This window comes from Streptomyces cylindrosporus, from assembly GCF_022698165.1.
Classification (GTDB): Bacteria; Actinomycetota; Actinomycetes; order Streptomycetales; family Streptomycetaceae; genus Streptomyces; species Streptomyces cylindrosporus.
This window is the reverse complement of the sequence record NZ_JALDAY010000012.1, coordinates 77,387-96,796: the sequence shown is the minus strand read 5'-3', so window position 1 is coordinate 96,796 and position 19,410 is coordinate 77,387. Positions and strand designations below refer to the sequence as shown.

General features: G+C 70.8%; 16 protein-coding genes. 2 read left to right on the top strand and 14 right to left on the bottom strand.

Annotation, left to right across the window (positions count from 1 at the left end):
* Nucleotides 1-48 precede the first annotated feature (48 nt).
* Nucleotides 49-333 carry a DUF3039 domain-containing protein gene (locus tag MQP27_RS35450; protein ID WP_242772924.1) on the bottom strand — a complete coding sequence of 95 codons (285 nt, stop codon included), beginning with the start codon at nt 331-333 and terminating at the stop codon, nt 49-51.
* Between the two features lie 29 nt (nt 334-362).
* On the bottom strand, nt 363-935 hold the full coding sequence (locus MQP27_RS35445; protein ID WP_242772922.1) for a YqgE/AlgH family protein: 573 nt from the start codon (nt 933-935) through the stop codon (nt 363-365).
* Between the two features lie 255 nt (nt 936-1,190).
* Here MQP27_RS35445 and murA point away from each other — a divergent pair, with 255 nt between their 5' ends.
* A complete protein-coding gene (murA, locus tag MQP27_RS35440; protein WP_242772920.1) occupies nt 1,191-2,537 on the top strand; it encodes a UDP-N-acetylglucosamine 1-carboxyvinyltransferase in 1,347 nt (448 codons plus the stop codon).
* Between the two features lie 164 nt (nt 2,538-2,701).
* Here murA and MQP27_RS35435 read toward each other — a convergent pair whose 3' ends face one another.
* The 6 genes from MQP27_RS35435 to MQP27_RS35410 form a co-directional block, all read right to left on the bottom strand.
* Complete coding sequence (locus MQP27_RS35435; protein ID WP_007382399.1) at nt 2,702-2,983, bottom strand: HU family DNA-binding protein; 282 nt, start codon at nt 2,981-2,983, stop codon at nt 2,702-2,704.
* A 285-nt stretch (nt 2,984-3,268) separates the two neighbouring features.
* The gene (locus MQP27_RS35430; protein ID WP_242772918.1) at nt 3,269-4,681 is read right to left on the bottom strand and encodes an NAD-dependent malic enzyme; all 1,413 of its coding nucleotides are present in this window, start codon (nt 4,679-4,681) and stop codon (nt 3,269-3,271) included.
* A 277-nt stretch (nt 4,682-4,958) separates the two neighbouring features.
* Nucleotides 4,959-7,787: a UvrD-helicase domain-containing protein gene (locus tag MQP27_RS35425; protein WP_308290049.1), complete on the bottom strand. Its 2,829-nt coding sequence runs from the start codon at nt 7,785-7,787 to the stop codon at nt 4,959-4,961.
* A gap of 120 nt (nt 7,788-7,907) precedes the next feature.
* The gene (locus tag MQP27_RS35420; protein ID WP_372511396.1) at nt 7,908-8,729 is read right to left on the bottom strand and encodes a zf-HC2 domain-containing protein; all 822 of its coding nucleotides are present in this window, start codon (nt 8,727-8,729) and stop codon (nt 7,908-7,910) included.
* Nucleotides 8,729-9,250: a sigma-70 family RNA polymerase sigma factor gene (locus MQP27_RS35415; protein ID WP_010039908.1), complete on the bottom strand. Its 522-nt coding sequence runs from the start codon at nt 9,248-9,250 to the stop codon at nt 8,729-8,731. The genes MQP27_RS35420 and MQP27_RS35415 overlap by 1 nt, the downstream gene beginning before the upstream one ends.
* 329 nt (nt 9,251-9,579) lie before the next feature.
* Nucleotides 9,580-10,179 carry a CGNR zinc finger domain-containing protein gene (locus MQP27_RS35410; protein ID WP_242772912.1) on the bottom strand — a complete coding sequence of 200 codons (600 nt, stop codon included), beginning with the start codon at nt 10,177-10,179 and terminating at the stop codon, nt 9,580-9,582.
* A 162-nt stretch (nt 10,180-10,341) separates the two neighbouring features.
* Between MQP27_RS35410 and MQP27_RS35405 the strand changes: the two genes are divergently transcribed.
* The gene (locus MQP27_RS35405; protein WP_372511395.1) at nt 10,342-10,911 is read left to right on the top strand and encodes an anthrone oxygenase family protein; all 570 of its coding nucleotides are present in this window, start codon (nt 10,342-10,344) and stop codon (nt 10,909-10,911) included.
* Here the strand turns inward: MQP27_RS35405 and MQP27_RS35400 are convergent.
* The 6 genes from MQP27_RS35400 to MQP27_RS35375 all read right to left on the bottom strand — a co-directional run bounded on the left by MQP27_RS35400 (nt 10,860) and on the right by MQP27_RS35375 (nt 19,301).
* Nucleotides 10,860-12,020, bottom strand: a complete 1,161-nt coding sequence (locus tag MQP27_RS35400) for a uroporphyrinogen-III synthase (protein ID WP_242772910.1) — start codon at nt 12,018-12,020, stop codon at nt 10,860-10,862. The genes MQP27_RS35405 and MQP27_RS35400 overlap by 52 nt on opposite strands.
* A 116-nt stretch (nt 12,021-12,136) precedes the next feature.
* Complete coding sequence (locus tag MQP27_RS35395; RefSeq protein WP_242772908.1) at nt 12,137-13,489, bottom strand: NarK family nitrate/nitrite MFS transporter; 1,353 nt, start codon at nt 13,487-13,489, stop codon at nt 12,137-12,139.
* 272 nt (nt 13,490-13,761) lie between these two features.
* Entirely contained in the window at nt 13,762-15,024 is a 1,263-nt protein-coding gene (locus MQP27_RS35390) for an acyltransferase family protein (protein ID WP_242772906.1), read from the bottom strand.
* Entirely contained in the window at nt 15,021-17,225 is a 2,205-nt protein-coding gene (locus MQP27_RS35385) for a bifunctional polysaccharide deacetylase/glycosyltransferase family 2 protein (protein ID WP_242772905.1), read from the bottom strand. The genes MQP27_RS35390 and MQP27_RS35385 overlap by 4 nt, the downstream gene beginning before the upstream one ends.
* The gene (locus tag MQP27_RS35380) at nt 17,225-17,914 is read right to left on the bottom strand and encodes a hypothetical protein (RefSeq protein WP_242772904.1); all 690 of its coding nucleotides are present in this window, start codon (nt 17,912-17,914) and stop codon (nt 17,225-17,227) included. Before MQP27_RS35380 ends, MQP27_RS35385 begins: the two co-directional genes overlap by 1 nt.
* Nucleotides 17,915-18,329: 415 nt before the next feature.
* Nucleotides 18,330-19,301, bottom strand: a complete 972-nt coding sequence (locus MQP27_RS35375; protein WP_242772903.1) for a LysR family transcriptional regulator — start codon at nt 19,299-19,301, stop codon at nt 18,330-18,332.
* Between the last annotated feature and the right edge of the window lie 109 nt (nt 19,302-19,410).

Sequence of the window (19,410 nt, the reverse complement as noted above, 5' to 3'; positions counted from 1 at the left end):
CGCGCGCCCGGGGGCCTCGCGGACCTCAGGTGTGAAGGAGCGGCCGGGCTACTTCTTGTCGCCGCCCTTGCCGCTGTCGCCGCCGGCGCCCATGGAGTCGTAGATCTCCTTGCACATGGGACACACCGGGTACTTCTTCGGATCGCGGCCGGGCACCCACACCTTGCCGCAGAGCGCCACGACGGGGGTGCCGTCGAGGGCGCTCGCCATGATCTTGTCCTTCTGGACGTAGTGGGCGAAGCGCTCGTGGTCGCCGTCGCCGTGGGACACCTGTGGCGTCGGCTCTACGAGGGTCCCCGTACCAGTCCCGCGCTCGGGCTCGAGAGTGCTCATGACGCCAAGGGTACTGAAGCTCACACGCATCAGTTGAGCGAAGGGTCGTCCGGATACGTGGCCACCATCGCGAGCTCGTTGCGCTGGCGGCGCAGGACCTCGCGCCACAGGCGTTCCGGGGCGGGGGACGAGACGTCGCCGGGCTCGGACTCCACGACGTACCAGGCGCCCTCGGTCAGTTCGTCCTCCAGCTGACCGGGGCCCCAGCCCGCGTACCCGGCGAAGATTCTCAAGGAGCCGAGGGCCGAGGCGAGCAGCTCCGGCGGGGCCTCCAGGTCGACCAGCCCGATCGCGCCGTGCACCCGGCGCCAGCCCAGCGGGGCGCCGTCCACGGAGGAACCTCCCGGGATGACGGCGACGCCGAGGGCCGAGTCCAGCGAGACCGGGCCGCCCTGGAAGACGACGCCGGGTTCGCCGGTGAGGTCGGCCCAGCCCTCCAGGATGTCGCCGACGTCCACCGGCGTGGGCCGGTTGAGGACCACACCGAGTGAGCCCTCCTCGTCGTGGTCGAGAAGGAGCACCACCGCGCGGTCGAAGTTCGGGTCCGCCAGGGCGGGCGTTGCCACGAGCAACCGCCCTGTGAGCGAGGACACCTCGGTCATGCCAGACATGATCCCGCATCTTCCCCGGGCGCGGGGAGGCAATCGGGGTAAGGAGGGTGATTGCAGCTCAGGGCGGAAGGGAGCATCCCCGGCGCACGCCCGGCCACCGGTGACCCCATGTGCCCGATAGGGAACGGTTCGTGTTGTGACACAGCTATGACGTAGCTGGGCCGTCCCTGGGCTTACAGGAGGGGGGTGGGCGGCGACTACCCTTTCCCTTCTGGCCCCTGCCCCACTCATCGGAACGCGAGATACATGACCGTCAACGGCTCTGACGATGTACTGCTTGTCCACGGCGGAACCCCGCTCGAGGGCGAGATCCGTGTCCGCGGTGCGAAGAACCTCGTACCGAAGGCCATGGTCGCCGCGCTGCTGGGCAGCTCGCCGAGTCGACTGCGCAACGTTCCGGACATCCGTGACGTGCGCGTCGTACGCGGCCTGCTGCAGCTGCACGGGGTGACGGTCCGTCCGGGCGAGGAGCCGGGCGAGCTGGTGATGGACCCGTCGCACGTCGAGAGCGCGAACGTCGCCGACATCGATGCCCACGCGGGTTCGAGCCGCATCCCGATCCTCTTCTGCGGTCCGCTGCTGCACCGGCTCGGCCACGCCTTCATCCCCGGTCTCGGCGGCTGCGACATCGGCGGCCGGCCGATCGACTTCCACTTCGAGGTGCTGCGGCAGTTCGGCGCGCGGATCGAGAAGCGGGCGGACGGGCAGTACCTGGAGGCCCCGCAGCGGCTGCGCGGCACGAAGATCCGGCTGCCGTACCCGTCCGTGGGCGCGACCGAGCAGGTGCTGCTGACGGCGGTGCTCGCCGAGGGCGTCACGGAACTCTCGAACGCGGCCGTGGAGCCGGAGATCGAGGACCTGATCTGCGTCCTGCAGAAGATGGGCGCCATCATCGCGATGGACACCGACCGCACCATCCGCGTCACCGGCGTGGACAGCCTCGGCGGCTACAACCACCGCGCCCTGCCGGACCGTCTGGAGGCCGCCTCCTGGGCGTCCGCCGCGCTGGCGACCGAGGGCAACATCTACGTCCGCGGGGCGCAGCAGCGGTCGATGATGACGTTCCTGAACACCTACCGGAAGGTGGGCGGGGCGTTCGAGATCGACGACCAGGGCATCCGGTTCTGGCACCCCGGCGGCCAGTTGAAGTCGATCGCGCTGGAAACGGACGTGCACCCGGGCTTCCAGACGGACTGGCAGCAGCCGCTGGTGGTGGCCCTGACCCAGGCGACCGGCCTCTCGATCATCCACGAGACGGTGTACGAGTCCCGGCTCGGCTTCACCTCCGCGCTGAACCAGATGGGTGCTCACATCCAGCTGTACCGCGAGTGCCTGGGCGGCTCCGACTGCCGCTTCGGCCAGCGCAACTTCCTGCACTCGGCGGTCGTCTCGGGCCCCACCAAGCTCCAGGGCGCCGACCTGGTCATCCCCGACCTCCGCGGCGGCTTCTCGTACCTGATCGCCGCGCTGGCGGCCCAGGGCACGTCCCGCGTCCACGGCATCGACCTCATCAACCGCGGCTACGAGAACTTCATGGAGAAGCTCGTGGAACTGGGCGCGAAGGTGGAACTGCCGGGCAAGGCGCTCGGCTGATTTCAGCCCGGCCTGGGGGTCCCCCCGCTCGAGCGAAGCCGAGAGTGGGGGAGTTTGAGGCCTTTGTAAGCGCACAACGATGGGGCGGCACCCGGAAGTCCGGGTGCCGCCCCATCGCATTGCCTACGTGCCGTACACCGTCCCGTGAGGTGTAGACGGCGAGGTCACTTGCCCTTCGCGGCTTCCTTGAGCTTGCTGCCCGCCGAAACCTTGACGCTGTAGCCGGCCGGGATCTGGATCGGGTCGCCGGTCTGCGGGTTGCGCGCGGTGCGAGCGGCACGGTGGGTGCGCTCGAAGGTCAGGAAGCCGGGGATGGTGACCTTCTCGTCGCCCTTGGCGACGATCTCGCCGACGGTCTCGGCGAACGCGGCCAGAACGGCGTCGGCGTCCTTGCGGGTCACCTCGGCGCGGTCGGCCAGCGCGGCCACCAGCTCACTGCGGTTCATGTCGTTACTCCCGTGTTCTTCTTGCCGTTGGGGTGTGCCACGCGGCGGAGTCGCGCGAGGCACAGCGAAGCCGATGCGCTCGCGCCCAGGGACGCATCCTGCCCCTACCTGCTGCGGGAAAGCCAATCCGGCACCCGCTGGAGTCGTGAGAACACCCTTGGGTGTCACACGAAGAGAGGTCCCGAGCCTGGCCGACACGATAAACGCCGACCAGGAGAGCCGGGTTCCACGACGCGCCGATGCAAGGCCTTGCCGTGGTGATCCTCACAGCCTACGCACATCGCCCTACGACGCGGCGACCGCCTTCGCCGCCTCGCGCACCGCGCCCGCCACCGCGCCCGCGACCTTGTCGTTGAAGACGCTCGGGATGATGTAGTTCGGGTTCAGCTCGTCCTCGGTCACGACCTCCGCGAGGGCGCTCGCGGCGGCCAGCATCATGTCCGTGTTGACCGTGCGGGACTGGGCGTCCAGCAGGCCGCGGAAGACGCCCGGGAAGACCAGCACGTTGTTGATCTGGTTCGGGAAGTCGGAGCGGCCGGTGGCCACGACGGCGGCCGTCTGGCGGGCGATCGCCGGGTCCACCTCGGGGTCCGGGTTCGCGAGCGCGAACACGATCGCGCCGTCGGCCATGGCTGCCACGTCGGTGCCGTCCAGGACGTTCGGGGCGGACACGCCGATGAAGACGTCCGCTCCGCGAACGGCTTCCTTGAGCGTGCCGGTCAGGCCCTCGGGGTTGGTGTTGTCGGCGATCCAGCGCAGCGGCGAGTCGGCGACGGCGCCCACCAGGTCCTCGCGGCCGGCGTGCACGACACCGTGGATGTCGGCGACGACGGCGTTCTTCACGCCGGCGGCGAGCAGCAGCTTGAGGATGGCCGTACCGGCCGCGCCGGCGCCGGACATGACGACCCGGATGTTCTCAATCGCCTTGCCGGTGACGCGAAGTGCGTTCTTCAGGGCGGCGAGGACGACGATCGCGGTGCCGTGCTGGTCGTCGTGGAAGACGGGGATGTCGAGGGCCTCGCGCAGGCGGGCCTCGATCTCGAAGCAGCGGGGTGCGGAGATGTCCTCCAGGTTGATGCCCGCGAAGCCGGGGGCGATCGCCTTCACGATCTCGACGATCGCGTCGGTGTCCTGGGTGTCCAGGCACAGCGGCCAGGCGTCGATGCCGGCGAACCGCTTGAAGAGGGCCGCCTTGCCCTCCATCACGGGCAGCGCGGCCTTCGGGCCGATGTTGCCGAGGCCCAGCACGGCCGAGCCGTCCGTCACGACCGCAACGGAGTTGCGCTTGATGGTGAGGCGGCGGGCGTCCTCGGGGTTCTCGGCGATCGCCATGCAGACGCGGGCCACACCCGGCGTGTAGACCATGGAGAGATCGTCACGGTTGCGGATGGGGTGCTTGGACTGCATCTCGATCTTGCCGCCGAGGTGCATCAGGAACGTACGGTCGGAGACCTTGCCGAGGGTGACGCCCTCGATGCCGCGCAGCTTCTCGACGATCTCGTCCGCGTGGGCGGTGGAGGTGGCCGCGATGGTGACGTCGATCCGGAGCTTCTCGTGACCGGAGGCGGTGACGTCGAGGCCGGTCACCGAGCCTCCGGAGGACTCCACGGCGGTGGTGAGCTGCGAGACGGCGGTTCCGCTCGCGGGCACCTCCAGCCGGACCGTCATCGAGTAGGAGACGCTGGGCGCCGTTGCCATGGCCGACTTCCTCTTTCACCTTTGACGCTGGTATGCCGTCCGATGGTCGCACCTACCGACGAGTAGGCGTTAGTCGCGCAGGATTGCGAACGTTTTGTTCACGGGTGAGAGAGAAGGTCAAAGAGAAAATGACACCGACCCGCCATGCTCGCCTCGCGGCAAGTGGTCGCTCGTAGCGACGAAGGTTGGGCCCGGGGGCTTGGATCGGGCCGGTGTCACATCCAGGCTAACAAACAGATCCCGTAAGGCCATTCCCGTACCGAGAGTTCATCCGCTTCTAATCCCGGAGCAGATCCGGTACGCCGCTCCCGTCCGGCTGGTCCCGGTCCGCCGACACGACCGTCAGCTGCTGTGTGGCCCTGGTGAGGGCGACGTACAGCACCCGTAGCCCGGCCGGCGACTCGTCCGCGATCTCCGCGGGCGACACGACGACCGTGGCGTCGTACTCCAGACCCTTCGCCTCCAGGCTGCCGAGCGCCACCACCCGTTCGCCGAGCCCGGCCAGCCACCGCGCGGCCTCCTCGCGCCGCTGCATGGCGACGACGACGCCGACGGTCCCGTCGACGAGGTCGAGCAGCCGGGCGGCCTCGGCCCGGACGGTCTCTCCCAGCGACTTCTGTACGACGGTGAAGCGGGGCTCGACGCCTGTCGACCGTACGGCCGACGGGGCCTTGGAGCCGGGCATGGCGAGGGCCAGGACCTTGGCGGCGAGTTCGGCGATCTCGGCCGGGTTGCGGTAGTTGACGGTGAGTTCGAAGCGGCGGCGGGGGCGGGTGCCGAGGGCCTCGTCGCGGGCCTCGGCCGCCTCGTCGGGGTCGGACCAGGAGGACTGGGCCGGGTCGCCGACGACCGTCCAGGTGGCGTGCCGGCCGCGGCGGCCGACCATGCGCCACTGCATCGGCGTGAGGTCCTGGGCCTCGTCGACGATGACGTGGGCGTACTCGGTGCGTTCCTGGGCCAGCCGCTCGGCGCGCTCGCGCTGCGACTCCTCGCGCACCGGCATCAGCTCCTCCAGGCCGGTGAGCTGGTCGAGCGGGTCCAGCTCGCGCTTCTTCCTCGGGCGGGCCGGGGTGCCGAGGATCGCCTGGAGCTCGTCGAGCATGGCGATGTCGTGCACGGAGTGGCCGTCCCGCCTGAGCGAGCGGGCGACGCGGCGGACCTCGCCGGGGTTGAGGATCCGGCGGGCCCAGCGGCCCAGGCGCCGCTCGTCGGCCATCGCGGCGAGTACGGCCCTCGGCGTCAGCTCGGGCCACCAGGCGTCGAGGAACGCGATGAAGGAGTCCTCGGAGGTGACGTCCTCGTCGAAGGAGGAGCGCAGCTCGGCGGCCAGCTCCGGGTCGGTGTGCCGGGTGGCGGCCCCGGACTGCGCCCACAGCGCGTCGAGCAGCAGCTTGCGGGCACGGGGGCGCAGGAGGTTGACGGGCGCGGTGCCGCCGAGGGCGTTGCGCCGGATGCGCTCCAGCTCGGCCGCCTCCAGCTCCAGCCGGCGCCCGAAGGCGACGACGCGGAGCCGGGTGGGCGGGCCGACGGGGGCGGGAGCGGCCGGGGACTCGCCGTCACCGTCGTCGCCGAAGGAAAGCTGGGTGGGGGCGGTGGCTGACGCGGAACCGGAGGAGGCCGGCGCGGTGCCGGAGCCGCGACCGTTCGCCGCGGCCGTCCCGACGCCGCTGCCGTTCCCCGCGCCGGCGCCGTTCGCGCCGCTCCTCCCGGACCGGGTGCCGTACGCGCCGCTTGTCCCCGTGCCGGACGCGTCCGCGCCGCTTGTCCCCGAGCCAGACGCCTCCGCCTCGCCCGCCTCCGAGCCAGACGCATCCGCCCCGCTCATCTCCGAGCCGGTGCCGTTCCCCGCGCTCCTCCCCGACCGGGTGCCGTTCGCCCCGCCCACCCCCGTGCCGGACGCCTCCGCCCCGCTCATCTCCGAGCCGGTGCCGTTCCCCGCGCTCCTCCCCGACCGGGTGCCGTTCGCCCCGCCCGTCCCGGTACCGGACGCGTCCGCCCCGCCCGCCCCCGCGCCGGACGCGTCCGCGCCGCTCGCCCCCGAGCCGGACGCGCTCCCCCCGCCCGCCCCCGTGCCAGACCCGTCCGCGCCGCCGAGCATCCCGGCCGGCCCCAGTTCCAGTGCCCCCCGCGCCGCCTTCCGCAGGACCCGCAGCATGCGGTACGAGCCCTTCGCGCGGGCGGTCGACGGGGAGTCGTACAGCGTGGCCTCCGCGCCGTCGACCAGCGAGCCGATCGCGCGGATCGCGACCTGGCCCTCCTCGCCCAGCGAGGGCAGCACGCCCTCGGTGTAGGCGACCAGGAGGGGCGTCGGGGAGACGATCAGGATGCCGCCGGAGTAGCGGCGGCGGTCCTGGTAGAGGAGGTAGGCGGCGCGGTGCAGGGCGACGGCCGTCTTGCCGGTGCCGGGGCCGCCCTCGACGTACGTCACGGACGCCGCGGGGGCCCGGATGACCAGGTCCTGCTCGGCCTGGATGGAGGCGACGATGTCCCGCATGGTGTGGCTGCGGGCCTGGCCGAGCGCGGCCATCAGGGCACCGTCGCCGATGACGGCCAGTTCGCCGCCGTCGAGGAAGGCCTTGAGCTCGGGGCGCATCAGGTCGTCCTCGACACCGAGGACCCGCCGCCCCTTGGAACGGATGACCCGGCGTCGTACGACACGCCCGGGATCCACCGGAGTGGACCGGTAGAAGGGGGCCGCGGCGGGGGCCCGCCAGTCGATCACCAGGGGGGCGTACTCGCTGTCCAGGACGCCGATGCGGCCGATGTGCAGGGTCTCGGCAATGTCGGCCGTGCCGTCGTCCCGGACAGCCCCTTCAGCCGGTTCCACGGCGGTGTAGGCGCCGTCGGGCCCCTTCTTGCCGTCCTTGCCGAGGAGCAGGTCGATGCGGCCGAAGAGGAAGTCCTCGAACTCGTTGTTGAGCCGGTTGAGATGGATGCCGGCCCGGAAGACCTGGGCGTCCCGCTCGGCGAGGGCGCCGGGCGTGCCGACCTGGCCGCGCTTGGCCGCGTCGTTCATCAGGAACTCCGCCTCGTGGATCTTCTCCTCGAGGCGCCGGTAGACCCGGTCCAGATGTTCCTGCTCGACGCTGATCTCTCGGTCGCGCACTGAGTCGTGATCCGAGCCGACCGCGGTTTCCTGTTGAGCCTGAGCGGCCACCGGGCCCCCTTCTGACGTGCTGGGCAGCCGTCAACCGTACGCGAAGGGGGCCCCGTATAGCTACGAAAGCTACGCGTCGACCTGTACCAGCTTCTTGCCGTTGAACGTCATGACCTCGAAGTGGTCGATCTCGTTCGGGGTGAAGGCGGCGCCGCCGTGCACGTAGAGGGGGTTCCTGGCCTCCTCGGTCTTGGCGTTCGCGATGCCGTAGCCCCAGTTCGGGACCGCCCAGGAGGTCACCGTCTCGCGCTCGCCGTTCTTGCCCACGGCGATCAGGGAGCACTTGAGCGGGCCCTTGACGTTCTTCAGCTGGAGTACGGCGTGCGTGCCCCAGTCCTTCTTCTCGATGGCGACGGTCGCGCTGACGTGGGTCGAGGGGTCCGTCGCCGATGTCTTGTCGGTCATGACGTTGAAGGCCGCCTGGGCGGGTCCCATCGCCATGTTGCCGCTGTTGCCGCTGTCGTCGCCGCTGGTCGCAGCCCAGACGGCGAGCGGGCCGCCGGCGATGAGCGCGACGGAGGCGGCGAGGGCGAAGAAGTTGCGCCGGCTGCGGACCTTCCGCTTCTCGGCGACCTCGTCGACCAGCTTCTCCGCCAGCCGTGGGCTGGGCTTGGCGGACAGCGACTCGCCGATCGCGGGGGTGCCGGAGCCCGGCAGGTCCGCGAGGGCGGCCAGCATCGGCTCCATCCCGGCCAGCTCGTCGAGCTGCTGGGCGCACCACTCGCAGGTCGCGAGGTGTGCCTCGAAGGCGGTCGCCTCGGCGTCGTCGAGGATGCCGAGGGCGTAGGCACCGACCGTCTCGTGCTCGCTCGGCCCCGGTGATCCCATCATGGGTCCAGACATACCCGACCCACCTGTGCCGAATCCCTGGTTTCCCCCGTAAACACTCATCACGCCGTCACCCCCCGCTCCTCCAGTGCCAGCTTCATCGACCGCAGGGCATAGAACACCCGAGACCGCACCGTGCCACTAGGAATGCCCAGCGTCTCGGCCGCCTCATTGACGGTACGCCCCTTGAAATACGTCTCGACGAGCACCTCCCGGTGGGCCGGGGTCAGGTCGTCCAGCGCGTCCGACAGCGTCATCAACCACAGCGCCTTGTCGATCTCGTCCTCCGCGGGGATGACCTCCAGCGGCGACGGATCGACCTCCTGCGGCCGGGCCTGCCGGCTGCGGTGGCCGTCGATGACGATGCGCCGAGCGACCGTCACCAGCCAGGGGCGTACCGATCCGGTCGCCCGATTGAGCTGACCGGCGTTCTTCCAGGCACGGATGAGCGTTTCCTGGACCACGTCCTCGGCACGCTGTCGGTCTCCGGCGACCAGCCGGAGTACGTACGCAAGGAGCGGTCCGGCGTGCTCTCGATACAGAGCACGCATCAGCTCCTCATCAGGTTCCGAGGGCTGGGACATGCGATGTCGGGCCCTCGATCCACGTTCATTGGCCACGACGGAATCCTTGCGCACGCCCACCTCCGATGTCCGGGGGTTCCCCCAGTCGGTCGCTCGTGGACAGGTACGGATGTGGCGCCCGTCATGTTCAAAGTGCGACGACAGTTTTCTTCGGAGTGACGTGATGAGAGGGACATGAGAGCACATTCCCACCGCGCGATCTTTACATTTCCGCCACATCGGCAAGATCGCGCCAGCTGCCCGGAGCACGACAACGGCAAACGGAGTGTTGTCGAAATCACTTCGACAACAGGACCCGCCTCACCTCACACAAGCGGCATAACGGACAGTCAGACGCGGGCGAGCGCCGCCCGCCGACGGTGCCGGGCCACCCTTTCGCGGTTCCCACAGACCTCACTGGAGCACCAGCGCCTCCTCCGCCCCCGGGACGAATCCACGTAAACGATCGGGCAGTTGTCGCCCTCGCACTGCCGCAGACCGGCTCTCGCGACGGGGTCGGTGAGCAGTTCCACGGCATCCCTCGCGATGGCCCCGAGCAGTTCCTCGCACCCCGGCGGACCGACCAGCTCCCGCACCAGCGCCCCGTCCTCGCCACGCACGGCACGCGGGGCCGGCGGGGCGACACGGGCGAGCTCGTTCACCCGGGCGAGCGCGATGTCGTACGACGGCCGGAGCGCCGTCGGTGCCAGGCCGCTCCGCACCAACTGCCCTATATGTCCCCGCAGTTCGCGGAAGCCGACCAGCCAGGACGGATCGACGTGGGTGAGCGGAGTGCCGGACGGGACCAGTCCCGCCCCCACGATCCACGCGCCCAACACCTCGACGGAGTCGAACCGTTCCTCGGGATGAGTGGTCGCGAGGAGGTCGAGACAGATCCGTCCCGCGTCGAACCGCAGCTCGTACGCGACCGTGGCCGTACCCAGTGCCATGTGCCTGTCACCGCCTGGGGCTGGAAAACCGTTCCTCTTACAGTGCCCGCCCGTACGCGCGGCCGGAACCCCTCGGACCGGCGACGGCGGCTGGACGACGGCTTATGCGGGCGCGCTTCTCGGCGATGTCCCGGCGGGGCCGCGGTCCGTTGACTGGAAGACATGACAACCAACAGCAGGAGCACGGGAACCGCCGACGGGAGCACGGGAACCGCCGGCAGGGGCACGGGACTCGTCCTGGGCGCGGCCACGGTCGCCATGGGCCTGATCGCCGGGGTCTTCTACGTCTTCGCCTGCGCGATCATGCCCGCGCTGGCCCGCAGCGACGACCGGGTCTACGTCGAGGTGATGCGGAACATCAACGACGTGATCCAGAACCCGGTGTTCTTCCTCAGCTTCATGGGCGCGCCGCTGCTGGCGGCCGTCTCGGCGTGGCAGCTTCGGGGGCAGCCGTACCGGTGGTGGGTGTGGGCGGCCGTGGCGGCGTACGGTCTGGGCTTCCTCACGACGGTCGCCTTCAACATCCCGCTCAACAACGACCTGGCTAACATGAGCAGCCCGACAGCGGCCCGGGAGCACTTCGAGGACCCGTGGGTGGCGTGGAACGTGTTCCGGGCGGTGCTGTCGACGGTGGCGCTGGCGTGTCTGGCCCGCGCGCTGGTCCGGTACGGCCGCGGCGCTCAGACGTCCGAGTACTTGGCGTCCGCCGCCGGGTCCAGGGCCAGCCGGTAGCCCCGCTTGACGACCGTCTGGATCAGCTTCGGCGCGCCGAGCGCGGTACGCAGCCGGGCCATCGCGGTCTCCACCGCGTGTTCGTCGCGGCCGGCCCCGGGCAGGGCCCGCAGCAGCTCCGCGCGTGCCACCACCCAGCCCGGCCGCCGGGACAGCGCGCGCAGCAGCGACATCCCGGCGGGCGGTACGGGCTTGAGGTCGCCGTCGACGAGGACCGCGTGGCCCCGGATCTCCACCCGGTGCCCGGCGATGGGCAGTGCCCGGGCCCGTCCCGGCAGCTCCTGGCACAGCAGCTGCACCAGCGGCCCGAGCCGGAACCGCTCCGGCTGCACCGTGTCGACCCCGTGCGCCTGCAACGGCAGCGCGGTCACCGGCCCGACACACGCGGGCAACACGTCGTGGTGGAGCGCGGCGAGCAGCTCGGGCAGCAGCCCCCGCTCCTCGGCGCGGTTCAGCAGCGACACCGCGGCGGGCGCGCTGGTGAAGGTCAGCGCGTCCAGCCCCCGGGAGACCGCGGCGTCCAGCAGCCGGTCCACCGGCCCGATGTCCTCCGGCGGCATCCACCGGTACACCGGCACGCCCACCACCTCGGCCCCGGCCGCCCGCAGCGACTCCACGAACCCCGGCAGCGGTTCACCGTGCAGCTGTACGGCGACCCGGCGGCCGTCGACGCCCTCCTCCAGCAGCCGGTCCAGTACCTCGGCCATGGACTCGCTGGACGGCGACCACTCCTCGGTCAGCCCGGCGGCCCGTATCGCGCCCTTGACCTTGGGACCGCGGGCGAGCAGCTCGACCTCCCGCAGCCGGTCGAGCAGCGCCTCGCCGAGCCCCCACCCCTCGGCGGCCTCGACCCACCCGCGGAAGCCGATCGCGGTGGTGGCCACCACCACGTCCGGGGCCTGGTCGATGAGGTCCTTCGTCGCCGCCAGCAGCTCGCTGTCGTCGGCGAGCGGCACGATCCGCAGGGCGGGTGCGTGCAGGACGGCGGCTCCCCGTCGCTGCAGCAGTGCGCCCAGCTCGTCGGCCCGGCGCGCGGCCGTCACGCCGACGGTGAAGCCGGCGAGCGGCCCGTGCCGGCCGGTGTCGGGTTGCTGCTGTTCGTCGTACATGGCTCTCGTCCCGAAGAGTCGTCGTACCTGCAGTACGGCGGTACTGCCTGCATGCCGATCGAGCCTGTCAACGGTCCGTGACAGGCTCGGTTCGGCTTGATGTCGCGGGTGTTACGTCACACCTCGGCGTAGCTGAGCTGCGGCTTCTTCTCTGCGGCGGCTTCGGCCGCGGCCGTGGTCGCCGGGCGGCGAAGGTATACGGCCCAGGTGACCCCGAAGCAGAGGGCGTAGTAGGCCAGGAAGGCGACGAACGCGCCGGTGCCGGAGCCGTAGGTGAGGAAGGACTGGCGGAAGGCGAGGTTGATGCCGACACCGCCGAGCGCACCCGCCGCGCCGATCAGCCCCATGGAGGCTCCGGAGAGCCGGCGCCCGTACTTGACGGCTTCCTCACCCTCCAGCCCCTTGGCCAGCGCCTTGGTCTGGAAGATGCCGGGGATCATCTTGAACGTGGAGCCGTTGCCGATGCCGGTCAGCGAGAACAGCACGACGAAGGCGACCACGAACAGGGGCAGCGACTTCTGCATGCTGGCCGCGACCAGGACGGCGGTGGCGGCGGCCATGGCCACGTAGTTGTAGAGGGTGATCTTCGCGCCGCCGTACTTGTCGGCGAGCCAGCCGCCCAGGGGCCGGATCAGCGAGCCGAGCAGCGGGCCGAGGAAGGTGAGGTACGTGGCCTGCAGCGGCGTACGGCCGAACTGGTTCGTCAGCACCTGCCCGAAGGCGAAGCTGTAGCCGATGAAGGAGCCGAACGTCCCGACGTAGAGGAAGGACATGATCCAGGTGTGGGCGTCCCGTGCGGCGTCCTTGGCGGCGCCGGTGTCGTTCTTGACGTTCTCGATGTTGTCCATGAAGAGCGCGGCCAGCACGGCGGCGACGACGATGAGCGGGATGTAGATCCCGAGCAGCACCCGCGGGCCGCCGCTGGCGCCGATGACGGCGAGCGCGACCAGCTGGATCGCCGCGACGCCGATGTTGCCGCCGCCCGCGTTGAGGCCGAGGGCCCAGCCCTTCTTCCGCAGCGGGAAGAAGGCGTTGATGTTGGTCATGGAGGAGGCGAAGTTGCCGCCGCCGATGCCGGCCAGCAGGCCGATCCACAGGAAGGTGTCGAAGGAGGTCCCCGGCTTCATCACCGCGAAGGCGGCGACGGTCGGGACGAGGAGCAGACTGGCCGAGATGATCGTCCAGTTCCGCCCGCCGAAGATGGCGACGGCGAAGGTGTACGGCACCCGGACCACGGCGCCGACCAGCGTCACCATGGACGTCAGCAGGAACTTGTCGGCCGGGGTGAGCCCGTACTCCGGACCCATGAAGAGCACCAGCACGGACCACAGGGTCCAGATCGAGAAGCCGATGTGCTCGGAGAGCACGGAGAAGAACAGGTTCCGCTTGGCGATCTTCTCGCCGGTCTCGTTCCAGAAGGTCTCGTCCTCGGGATCCCAGTGCTGGATCCACTTGCCAGCGGCTGTCATGACGCCTCCACGGTGCTCCGGGGCTCGGTCGTGCTCGGGGGGAGATGAGCGGTGATGAGTCCCGAAGGTAGGGAGGCGGCGTTTCCACCCTGTGGCACCGGGTGACCGGAAAGGAACTTTGCTCTCACCCCGGCCGGGGGCGGGATGAGAGGTAGTGCGTCGGTAGGTTACGAACATCTCCCCGGCGGAGAGCGGCCACATGTGAACCGGGCGTCACCGGCCTCGCCGACCTCGACGGCGAGGAGGATGTCCGGCTGTGGAAATCTGGCGGGTCAGCCCCTCCGCCGCGCTCCACCCCTCCGCGCCCCGTCCGGCCACAGCCTCGGGCTTCGCTTCGCCGCGATGTCCTCGATCCAGCCGAACGCCAGGATCACCAACCCGATCAGCGGCCACACCAGGAAGAACATCCACAGCATGTACGTCGAGTCCAGCGCGCCCACCGCGCGGTCGCTCTGCATGAACGGGAGGTCGTAGGCCCGGTCGATGATCGGGACCGTGGCCATGATCAGCATGTTGTGCCAGAGGTAGATCGTGACCGCGCGGTTGTTGGAGAGCGTCACCAGCTTGTCCCACCTCGCCAGGCGGCCCGGGAGCTCCTGCCAGGACGGCGAGTACTGGAGCAGGATCACCACGAAGCCGAAGCTCCAGGTCGCCTGGGCCAGCGGGATGTCGTTCAGGTCCCAGCCGTCGGGGCCCAGATGGCCCGACGCCCACCACAGGCCGAACGCCATCAGCAGCGCCGAGCAGGAGACGGCGACATAGCGCGGGATGCGCTGGAGTACGCCCTCGTGGTGGGCGAAGCCCAGGACCCAGCAGCCGCCGTACACCGCGAAGTCGGTGACCGCGTTGCCGGTCTCGCCGGGGATGGAGACCAGGCCCGTGCCGACGATCGCCGTAACCCCCAGAGGGGCCAGCAGCGTTGCCCACGGCACGCGGCGGAACGCCCACAGCAACAGCGGGGACGCCACCACGAACCACAGGTAGGCGCGCAGGTACCACAGTGGCCCGCACGCCTGGACCGCCCAAGTGTCCTCCAGCAGGCCCGACTTGGAGCCGATGTGCCAGGGGAAGGGCGGGGCGCCGATCGGGATCACGTAGTTGATCAGGTCGACCACGCCCCAGGTGCCGCCGTGGTCGGGGTCCTTCACCGGGTTCCAGCCGCCCGCGAACATCAGCGCCAGCGCCACCGCGCTGAACGCCCAGAGGGGAGGCAGCAGACGCCGGACCCGGCCGCGGATCACGCTCAGCGCCGGGCGGTTCAGGGAGCGCGCCATCAGCGAGCCCGCCAGCGCGAACATCACGCCCATCGAGGGGAAGAGGACCGTCAGCCACGCCCAGCCGAAGAGGTGGTAGACGACCACGCGGACCAGGGCGATCGAGCGGAGGAGGTCCAGGTAGCGGTCCCGGCCGCCCGGCTTCTTCGCGCCGGCGGCCGGTGCGGTGGCCGGTTCGGTGGCCCCTTCCGACACGCGCTGCTGCGGAATGCCGTACACCGGCGTCGACTCCGGCGTCCCGGTCGTGTATCCGTGCGTCATGCCACCGGCCTCCGATCACTGCTGCTGTTGCGCGTCCGCTGGCGCGGCACCCCGTCGGCGCCCGGCGCCTCCACGACCCCCGTGCGGCGCAGCTTCTGCCAGCGCAGGCGGCCGCCGGTGAGTGCCGTGATCCAGGACTGGAGCAGCACGACGTACATGAGCTGGCGGTAGAGGATCTGCTGGAGCGGCAGGGAGATCAGGTGGGTCATGCGCTCGCGGTCGAGGCGGAACGCGTACGCCGCGCAGGTCGCCTGGATCGCCAGTACGCCCAGCCAGGCCACGATCGTCTTCTGGGTCGGGCCGAACACCACTCCGTACAGGAGGAACACGTCGATCAGGGGGGCCAGGAGCGGGGCCACCACCATGAAGAGCGAGACCAGCGGGAGGCCCACCCGGCCGAAGCGGCCCGACGGGCCCCTCTCCACCAGGGCTCGGCGGTGTTTCCAGATCGCCTGCATCGTGCCGTACGACCAGCGGTAGCGCTGGGACCACAGCTGCTGGACCGACTCGGGGGCCTCGGTCCAGGCGCGGGCCTTCTCGGCGTACACCACCCGCCAGCCGTCCCGGTGCATCGCCATCGTGATGTCGGTGTCCTCGGCGAGGGTGTCGTCGCTCATGCCGCCGACGCGTTCCAGCGCGGAGCGGCGGAAGGCTCCGACCGCGCCGGGGATCGTCGGCATGCAGCGCAGGATGTCGTACATACGGCGGTCGAGGTTGAAGCCCATCACGTACTCGATGTGCTGCCAGGCGCCGATGAGCGAGTCGCGGTTGCCGACCTTCGCGTTGCCGGCGACGGCGCCCACGCGCGGGTCGCCGAAGGGCTGGACGAGTTCGCGGACCGTGGCGGGTTCGAAGACGGTGTCGCCGTCCATCATCACGATGATGTCGTGACGGGCGTTCGCCAGACCGCGGTTGAGGGCGGCGGGCTTGCCCGCGTTGAGCTGGCGGACCACCCGGACGTTCGGCAGGCCCATCGCCTCGACGATCCGCGCCGTGCCGTCGCTCGAACCGTCGTCGACGACGATCACCTCGACCGGATGCTCACTGGCCATGAGGGAACGGACCGTGTTCTCGATGCACTTGGCCTCGTTGTACGCCGGGACGAGCACCGACACCGGTTCGGTCACCGGCGGGCCCCAGCGGAAGCCGCGGCGCCGCACCCGGCGGGCGTGGACGCCGGAGAGCAGCAGCATCAGCACGAAGCGGGCGATCACCAGCGCGCCGACCACCGAGAGGCCGACCACCATCACGCTCGTGATGCCGTCGGAGGCGCCGACCAGGAAGATCCAGGCCTTGCCCTTCCACAGGTCGATGCCGGAGACCTTGGTCAGCGCGCTGGGCGCGTCCAGGGCCTCGGTGAGGTTGTCGAACTCGTACCCCTGCTTCTGCAGCGTCGGCAGGAACTCGTCCAGCGCCTGCACGGTCTGGTGGCGGTCGCCGCCGGAGTCGTGCATCAGGACGATGGCACCCTTGCCGCCGTGCGGGGTGGCCCGGCGGATGATCTCGTCCACGCCCGGCTTGCGCCAGTCCTCGCTGTCGGTGTTGTTGACGACGGTGAGATAGCCCTTGGTGCCGATGTACTGGGTCACCGGCCAGGACTTGTCGTCCATGGCGTCCGCGAAGGACGAGTACGGCGGCCGGAAGATGGAGCTGCGGATGCCGGCCGCGCCCGCGAGGGCCAGCTGGTTCTGGGACAGCTCCCAGTCGATGCGCTTCTTGGACTGGTAGGAGAGGTCGGGGTGGTTGAAGGTGTGCAGGCCCACCTCGTGGCCCTCGGCCACCATCCGCCGGACCAGCTCCGGGTAGCGGGAGGTCATCGTGCCGGTGACGAAGAACACCGCGTGGGCGTGGTGCTTCTTCAGCACGTCCAGGACCTTCGGGGTCCAGGTCGGGTCCGGGCCGTCGTCGAAGGTGAGGACCAGGCGGTGGTCCGGCACGCTGATGCTGGTCGTCCGCCCGCTGCGGGTGTCGATGACCGGGCCGCCGTCGAGGATCTTCTCCGGCACCTTGTCGGTGGCGGCCTCGGGGCGGACGCGGTGGTCGGCGAGGATCTCGCTGTGCACGTAGCCGCGCAGCATCAGCATCGCCATCAGGGCGACGAGGACGAGGCTGGGCAGCAGCAGACGCATGGGCACGCGGCGGCGCGGTGAGCTGTCACGGGCTCGGGGCGCGGGACCGTGACGGCGGGTGCGGGAGGCCATCAGAGGAGGTTCTCCGGGGACGGGGAGGCGCGCGAGGCGCCGGTGACGACCGGGGCCTCGGCGAGCGGACTGGGGTCGTGCGGGCCGTCGGCGACCGTGCCGGTGCCGGGCCCGACCGCGGACTCGGTCGGGGTGACCGGGCTCTCGCTGGTGCTGGGGTCGGGCGTGGGTGTCGTCGGGTCGGCCGACGTCGACGGGTCGGGGTCGCCCGCGCCGGTGCCGGGCTTGGTCGAGGTCTTCGTCGCCGTCGGCTCGGGAGCGGTGGACGCGCCGGTGCCGCGCGTGCCGGCCGTCGCGCCGGACGCGGTGCCACTGACGCCCGGCGACGGCGTCGTACCGGCGCTGACGCTCGGCGTCGCCCCGGGCGAGGCTCCGGCGCTGTCCGAGGGCAGGGCGGAGTCCGCGGGCGGCGTGGACGGCTCGACCTGCCCGGCCGGCTGCTCGTCCTTCTGCCCCGGCACGGGCAGCCAGGGCGCGTCCGAGCTCCCGGACAGCAGGGTTACGACGATGACGACCGCGTAGACCGCACACGCGACGGCGACCGCGATGCCGAGGCGGCGGAAGCGGCGGCTGCGGCGGCCGGAGGCGTCGACGAACACCGGCCCGTCGCCGCCGTCGGCCGCGCCGCCCTCGGCCTTGCGCAGCCGCAGATCCTCCTGGAGGCCGACCGCGTCGAGCTGGACGGTCACCTCGTGCGGGTCATGGGTGTGCTCCGGCTCGGCGGACGCCGCCCAGGGGTCGCGAGGAGCCGGGTCACGAGGAGCCTCGTGAAAAGCCCCCCGGGACGTTCCGGTCGCCCGGAACGCATCCCACCCGGTGTCCGGATCCGACCGGTCGGCCCGCGCCTGGGCGGCCTTCCTCTTCGTATCCTCCATCGCCGGAACGACCTGGGTGTCCGATGGAATATCGGGCCATTCCGGTTGGGCGTCTTCCCGCCACTTTTCCACGCGCACGTACATCCCCCCACGGGACAGGACCGGGTGCGCACACGACTCCGAGCACTCGTCGCCGAACCCGGCCCCCACCAGGCTCCAGCGCCCCCTTCAGCACAGCGTGCTCGGTCCACGAATGTAGCGCACAAGGAGGTTCCGTGTTTGACATGTGTCAGTTGTGAGACGGAATGAGCTCCCGATCGATGGCCGGAATCCATCCTTCGGCCGGCCGCCGCAGCCAGCCCTCCGCGGCCGAGAGTTCGCGCGCGGCCTGTCGAAGCGCGTCGAATCCGGGGTGCACCAGCCCCTTCCGCCACACAAGTGACACCGGCGACAAAGGCACAGGGTCGATCAAGGGCCGCAGCACCGTCCGAGGCATGGCCGGAAAGTCCACCACGGCGAGGATCGGGTTCCGCATCTTGGCCATGATCCGCTCGAACTCCTCGTAGCCGACGGCGAGCGGCGCGGGCGGCGCGATCCCGATGCCCCGCCCGTCGAACAGGCTGCGGGCGAGGTCCGTCCACTCCGGTGTACGGGGGTTTCCGGCGCCGGCGTACACGGTCTCGCCGGCCAGCGCGGCGAGCGGCACCGCGGGCAGGGACGCCAGCCGGTGGTCCTCGGGCAGGACGACGGCCATCGGTTCGTAGCGGACGGGCTGGTGGTCGAGGCGGCCGCGCAGCGCCGGGTCCAGGCCCGCGAAGCGGCCGAACGAGGCGTCGAGCCGCCCGGCCACCAGCTCCTCCGCCGCGCCGGTCAGACCGCTCTCGTAACGGGCCATCAGCTCGTGTTCGGGGGCGAGTTCGCGGGCCCGGAGCAGGACGCGGCGGGCGGTGACCGCGCCCCGGTAGTTGAGGTCGACCAGCAGCGGGCGGGCCTGCCCGAAGGCGCCGAGCAGCTCGTCCTGGGCCGCGAGCACCCGGCGCGCGTACGGCAGCAGCCGCTCGCCGTCGGCCGTGAGCGTCACCTGCCGGGTGGACCGGACGAACAGCTCGGCCCCCAACTCCCGCTCCAGGCGCCGTACATCCCGGCTGAGGGCCTGCTGGGCAACGTAGAGCCGGGCCGCGGCACGGGTGAAGTGCAGTTCCTCGGCGACGGTGACGAAGGCGCGCAGGAGGCGGGGGTCGAGGTCACGGGGTGCGGGCATCCGGCGAAGCTACAACGCGGGTGAGCGGACCGGCGCGCGTATTTACAACCGGGGTGCGTGAATCGGTGCGGAGAAGGTGTTGGACCGCTTGATCGTCCGCGGGCGACGG

Excerpts from the sequence above, each read along its gene's own strand:
- MQP27_RS35450 (WP_242772924.1), bottom strand. The coding sequence starts at position 333 with ATGAGCACTCTCGAGCCCGAGCGCGGGACTGGTACGGGGACCCTCGTA.
- MQP27_RS35445 (WP_242772922.1), bottom strand. The coding sequence starts at position 935 with ATGACCGAGGTGTCCTCGCTCACAGGGCGGTTGCTCGTGGCAACGCCC.
- murA (WP_242772920.1), top strand. The coding sequence starts at position 1,191 with ATGACCGTCAACGGCTCTGACGATGTACTGCTTGTCCACGGCGGAACC.
- MQP27_RS35435 (WP_007382399.1), bottom strand. The coding sequence starts at position 2,983 with ATGAACCGCAGTGAGCTGGTGGCCGCGCTGGCCGACCGCGCCGAGGTG.
- MQP27_RS35430 (WP_242772918.1), bottom strand. The coding sequence starts at position 4,681 with ATGGCAACGGCGCCCAGCGTCTCCTACTCGATGACGGTCCGGCTGGAG.
- MQP27_RS35420 (WP_372511396.1), bottom strand. The coding sequence starts at position 8,729 with ATGAGTGTTTACGGGGGAAACCAGGGATTCGGCACAGGTGGGTCGGGT.
- MQP27_RS35415 (WP_010039908.1), bottom strand. The coding sequence starts at position 9,250 with ATGTCCCAGCCCTCGGAACCTGATGAGGAGCTGATGCGTGCTCTGTAT.
- MQP27_RS35410 (WP_242772912.1), bottom strand. The coding sequence starts at position 10,179 with ATGGCACTGGGTACGGCCACGGTCGCGTACGAGCTGCGGTTCGACGCG.
- MQP27_RS35405 (WP_372511395.1), top strand. The coding sequence starts at position 10,342 with ATGACAACCAACAGCAGGAGCACGGGAACCGCCGACGGGAGCACGGGA.
- MQP27_RS35400 (WP_242772910.1), bottom strand. The coding sequence starts at position 12,020 with ATGTACGACGAACAGCAGCAACCCGACACCGGCCGGCACGGGCCGCTC.
- MQP27_RS35395 (WP_242772908.1), bottom strand. The coding sequence starts at position 13,489 with ATGACAGCCGCTGGCAAGTGGATCCAGCACTGGGATCCCGAGGACGAG.
- MQP27_RS35390 (WP_242772906.1), bottom strand. The coding sequence starts at position 15,024 with ATGACGCACGGATACACGACCGGGACGCCGGAGTCGACGCCGGTGTAC.
- MQP27_RS35385 (WP_242772905.1), bottom strand. The coding sequence starts at position 17,225 with ATGGCCTCCCGCACCCGCCGTCACGGTCCCGCGCCCCGAGCCCGTGAC.
- MQP27_RS35375 (WP_242772903.1), bottom strand. The coding sequence starts at position 19,301 with ATGCCCGCACCCCGTGACCTCGACCCCCGCCTCCTGCGCGCCTTCGTC.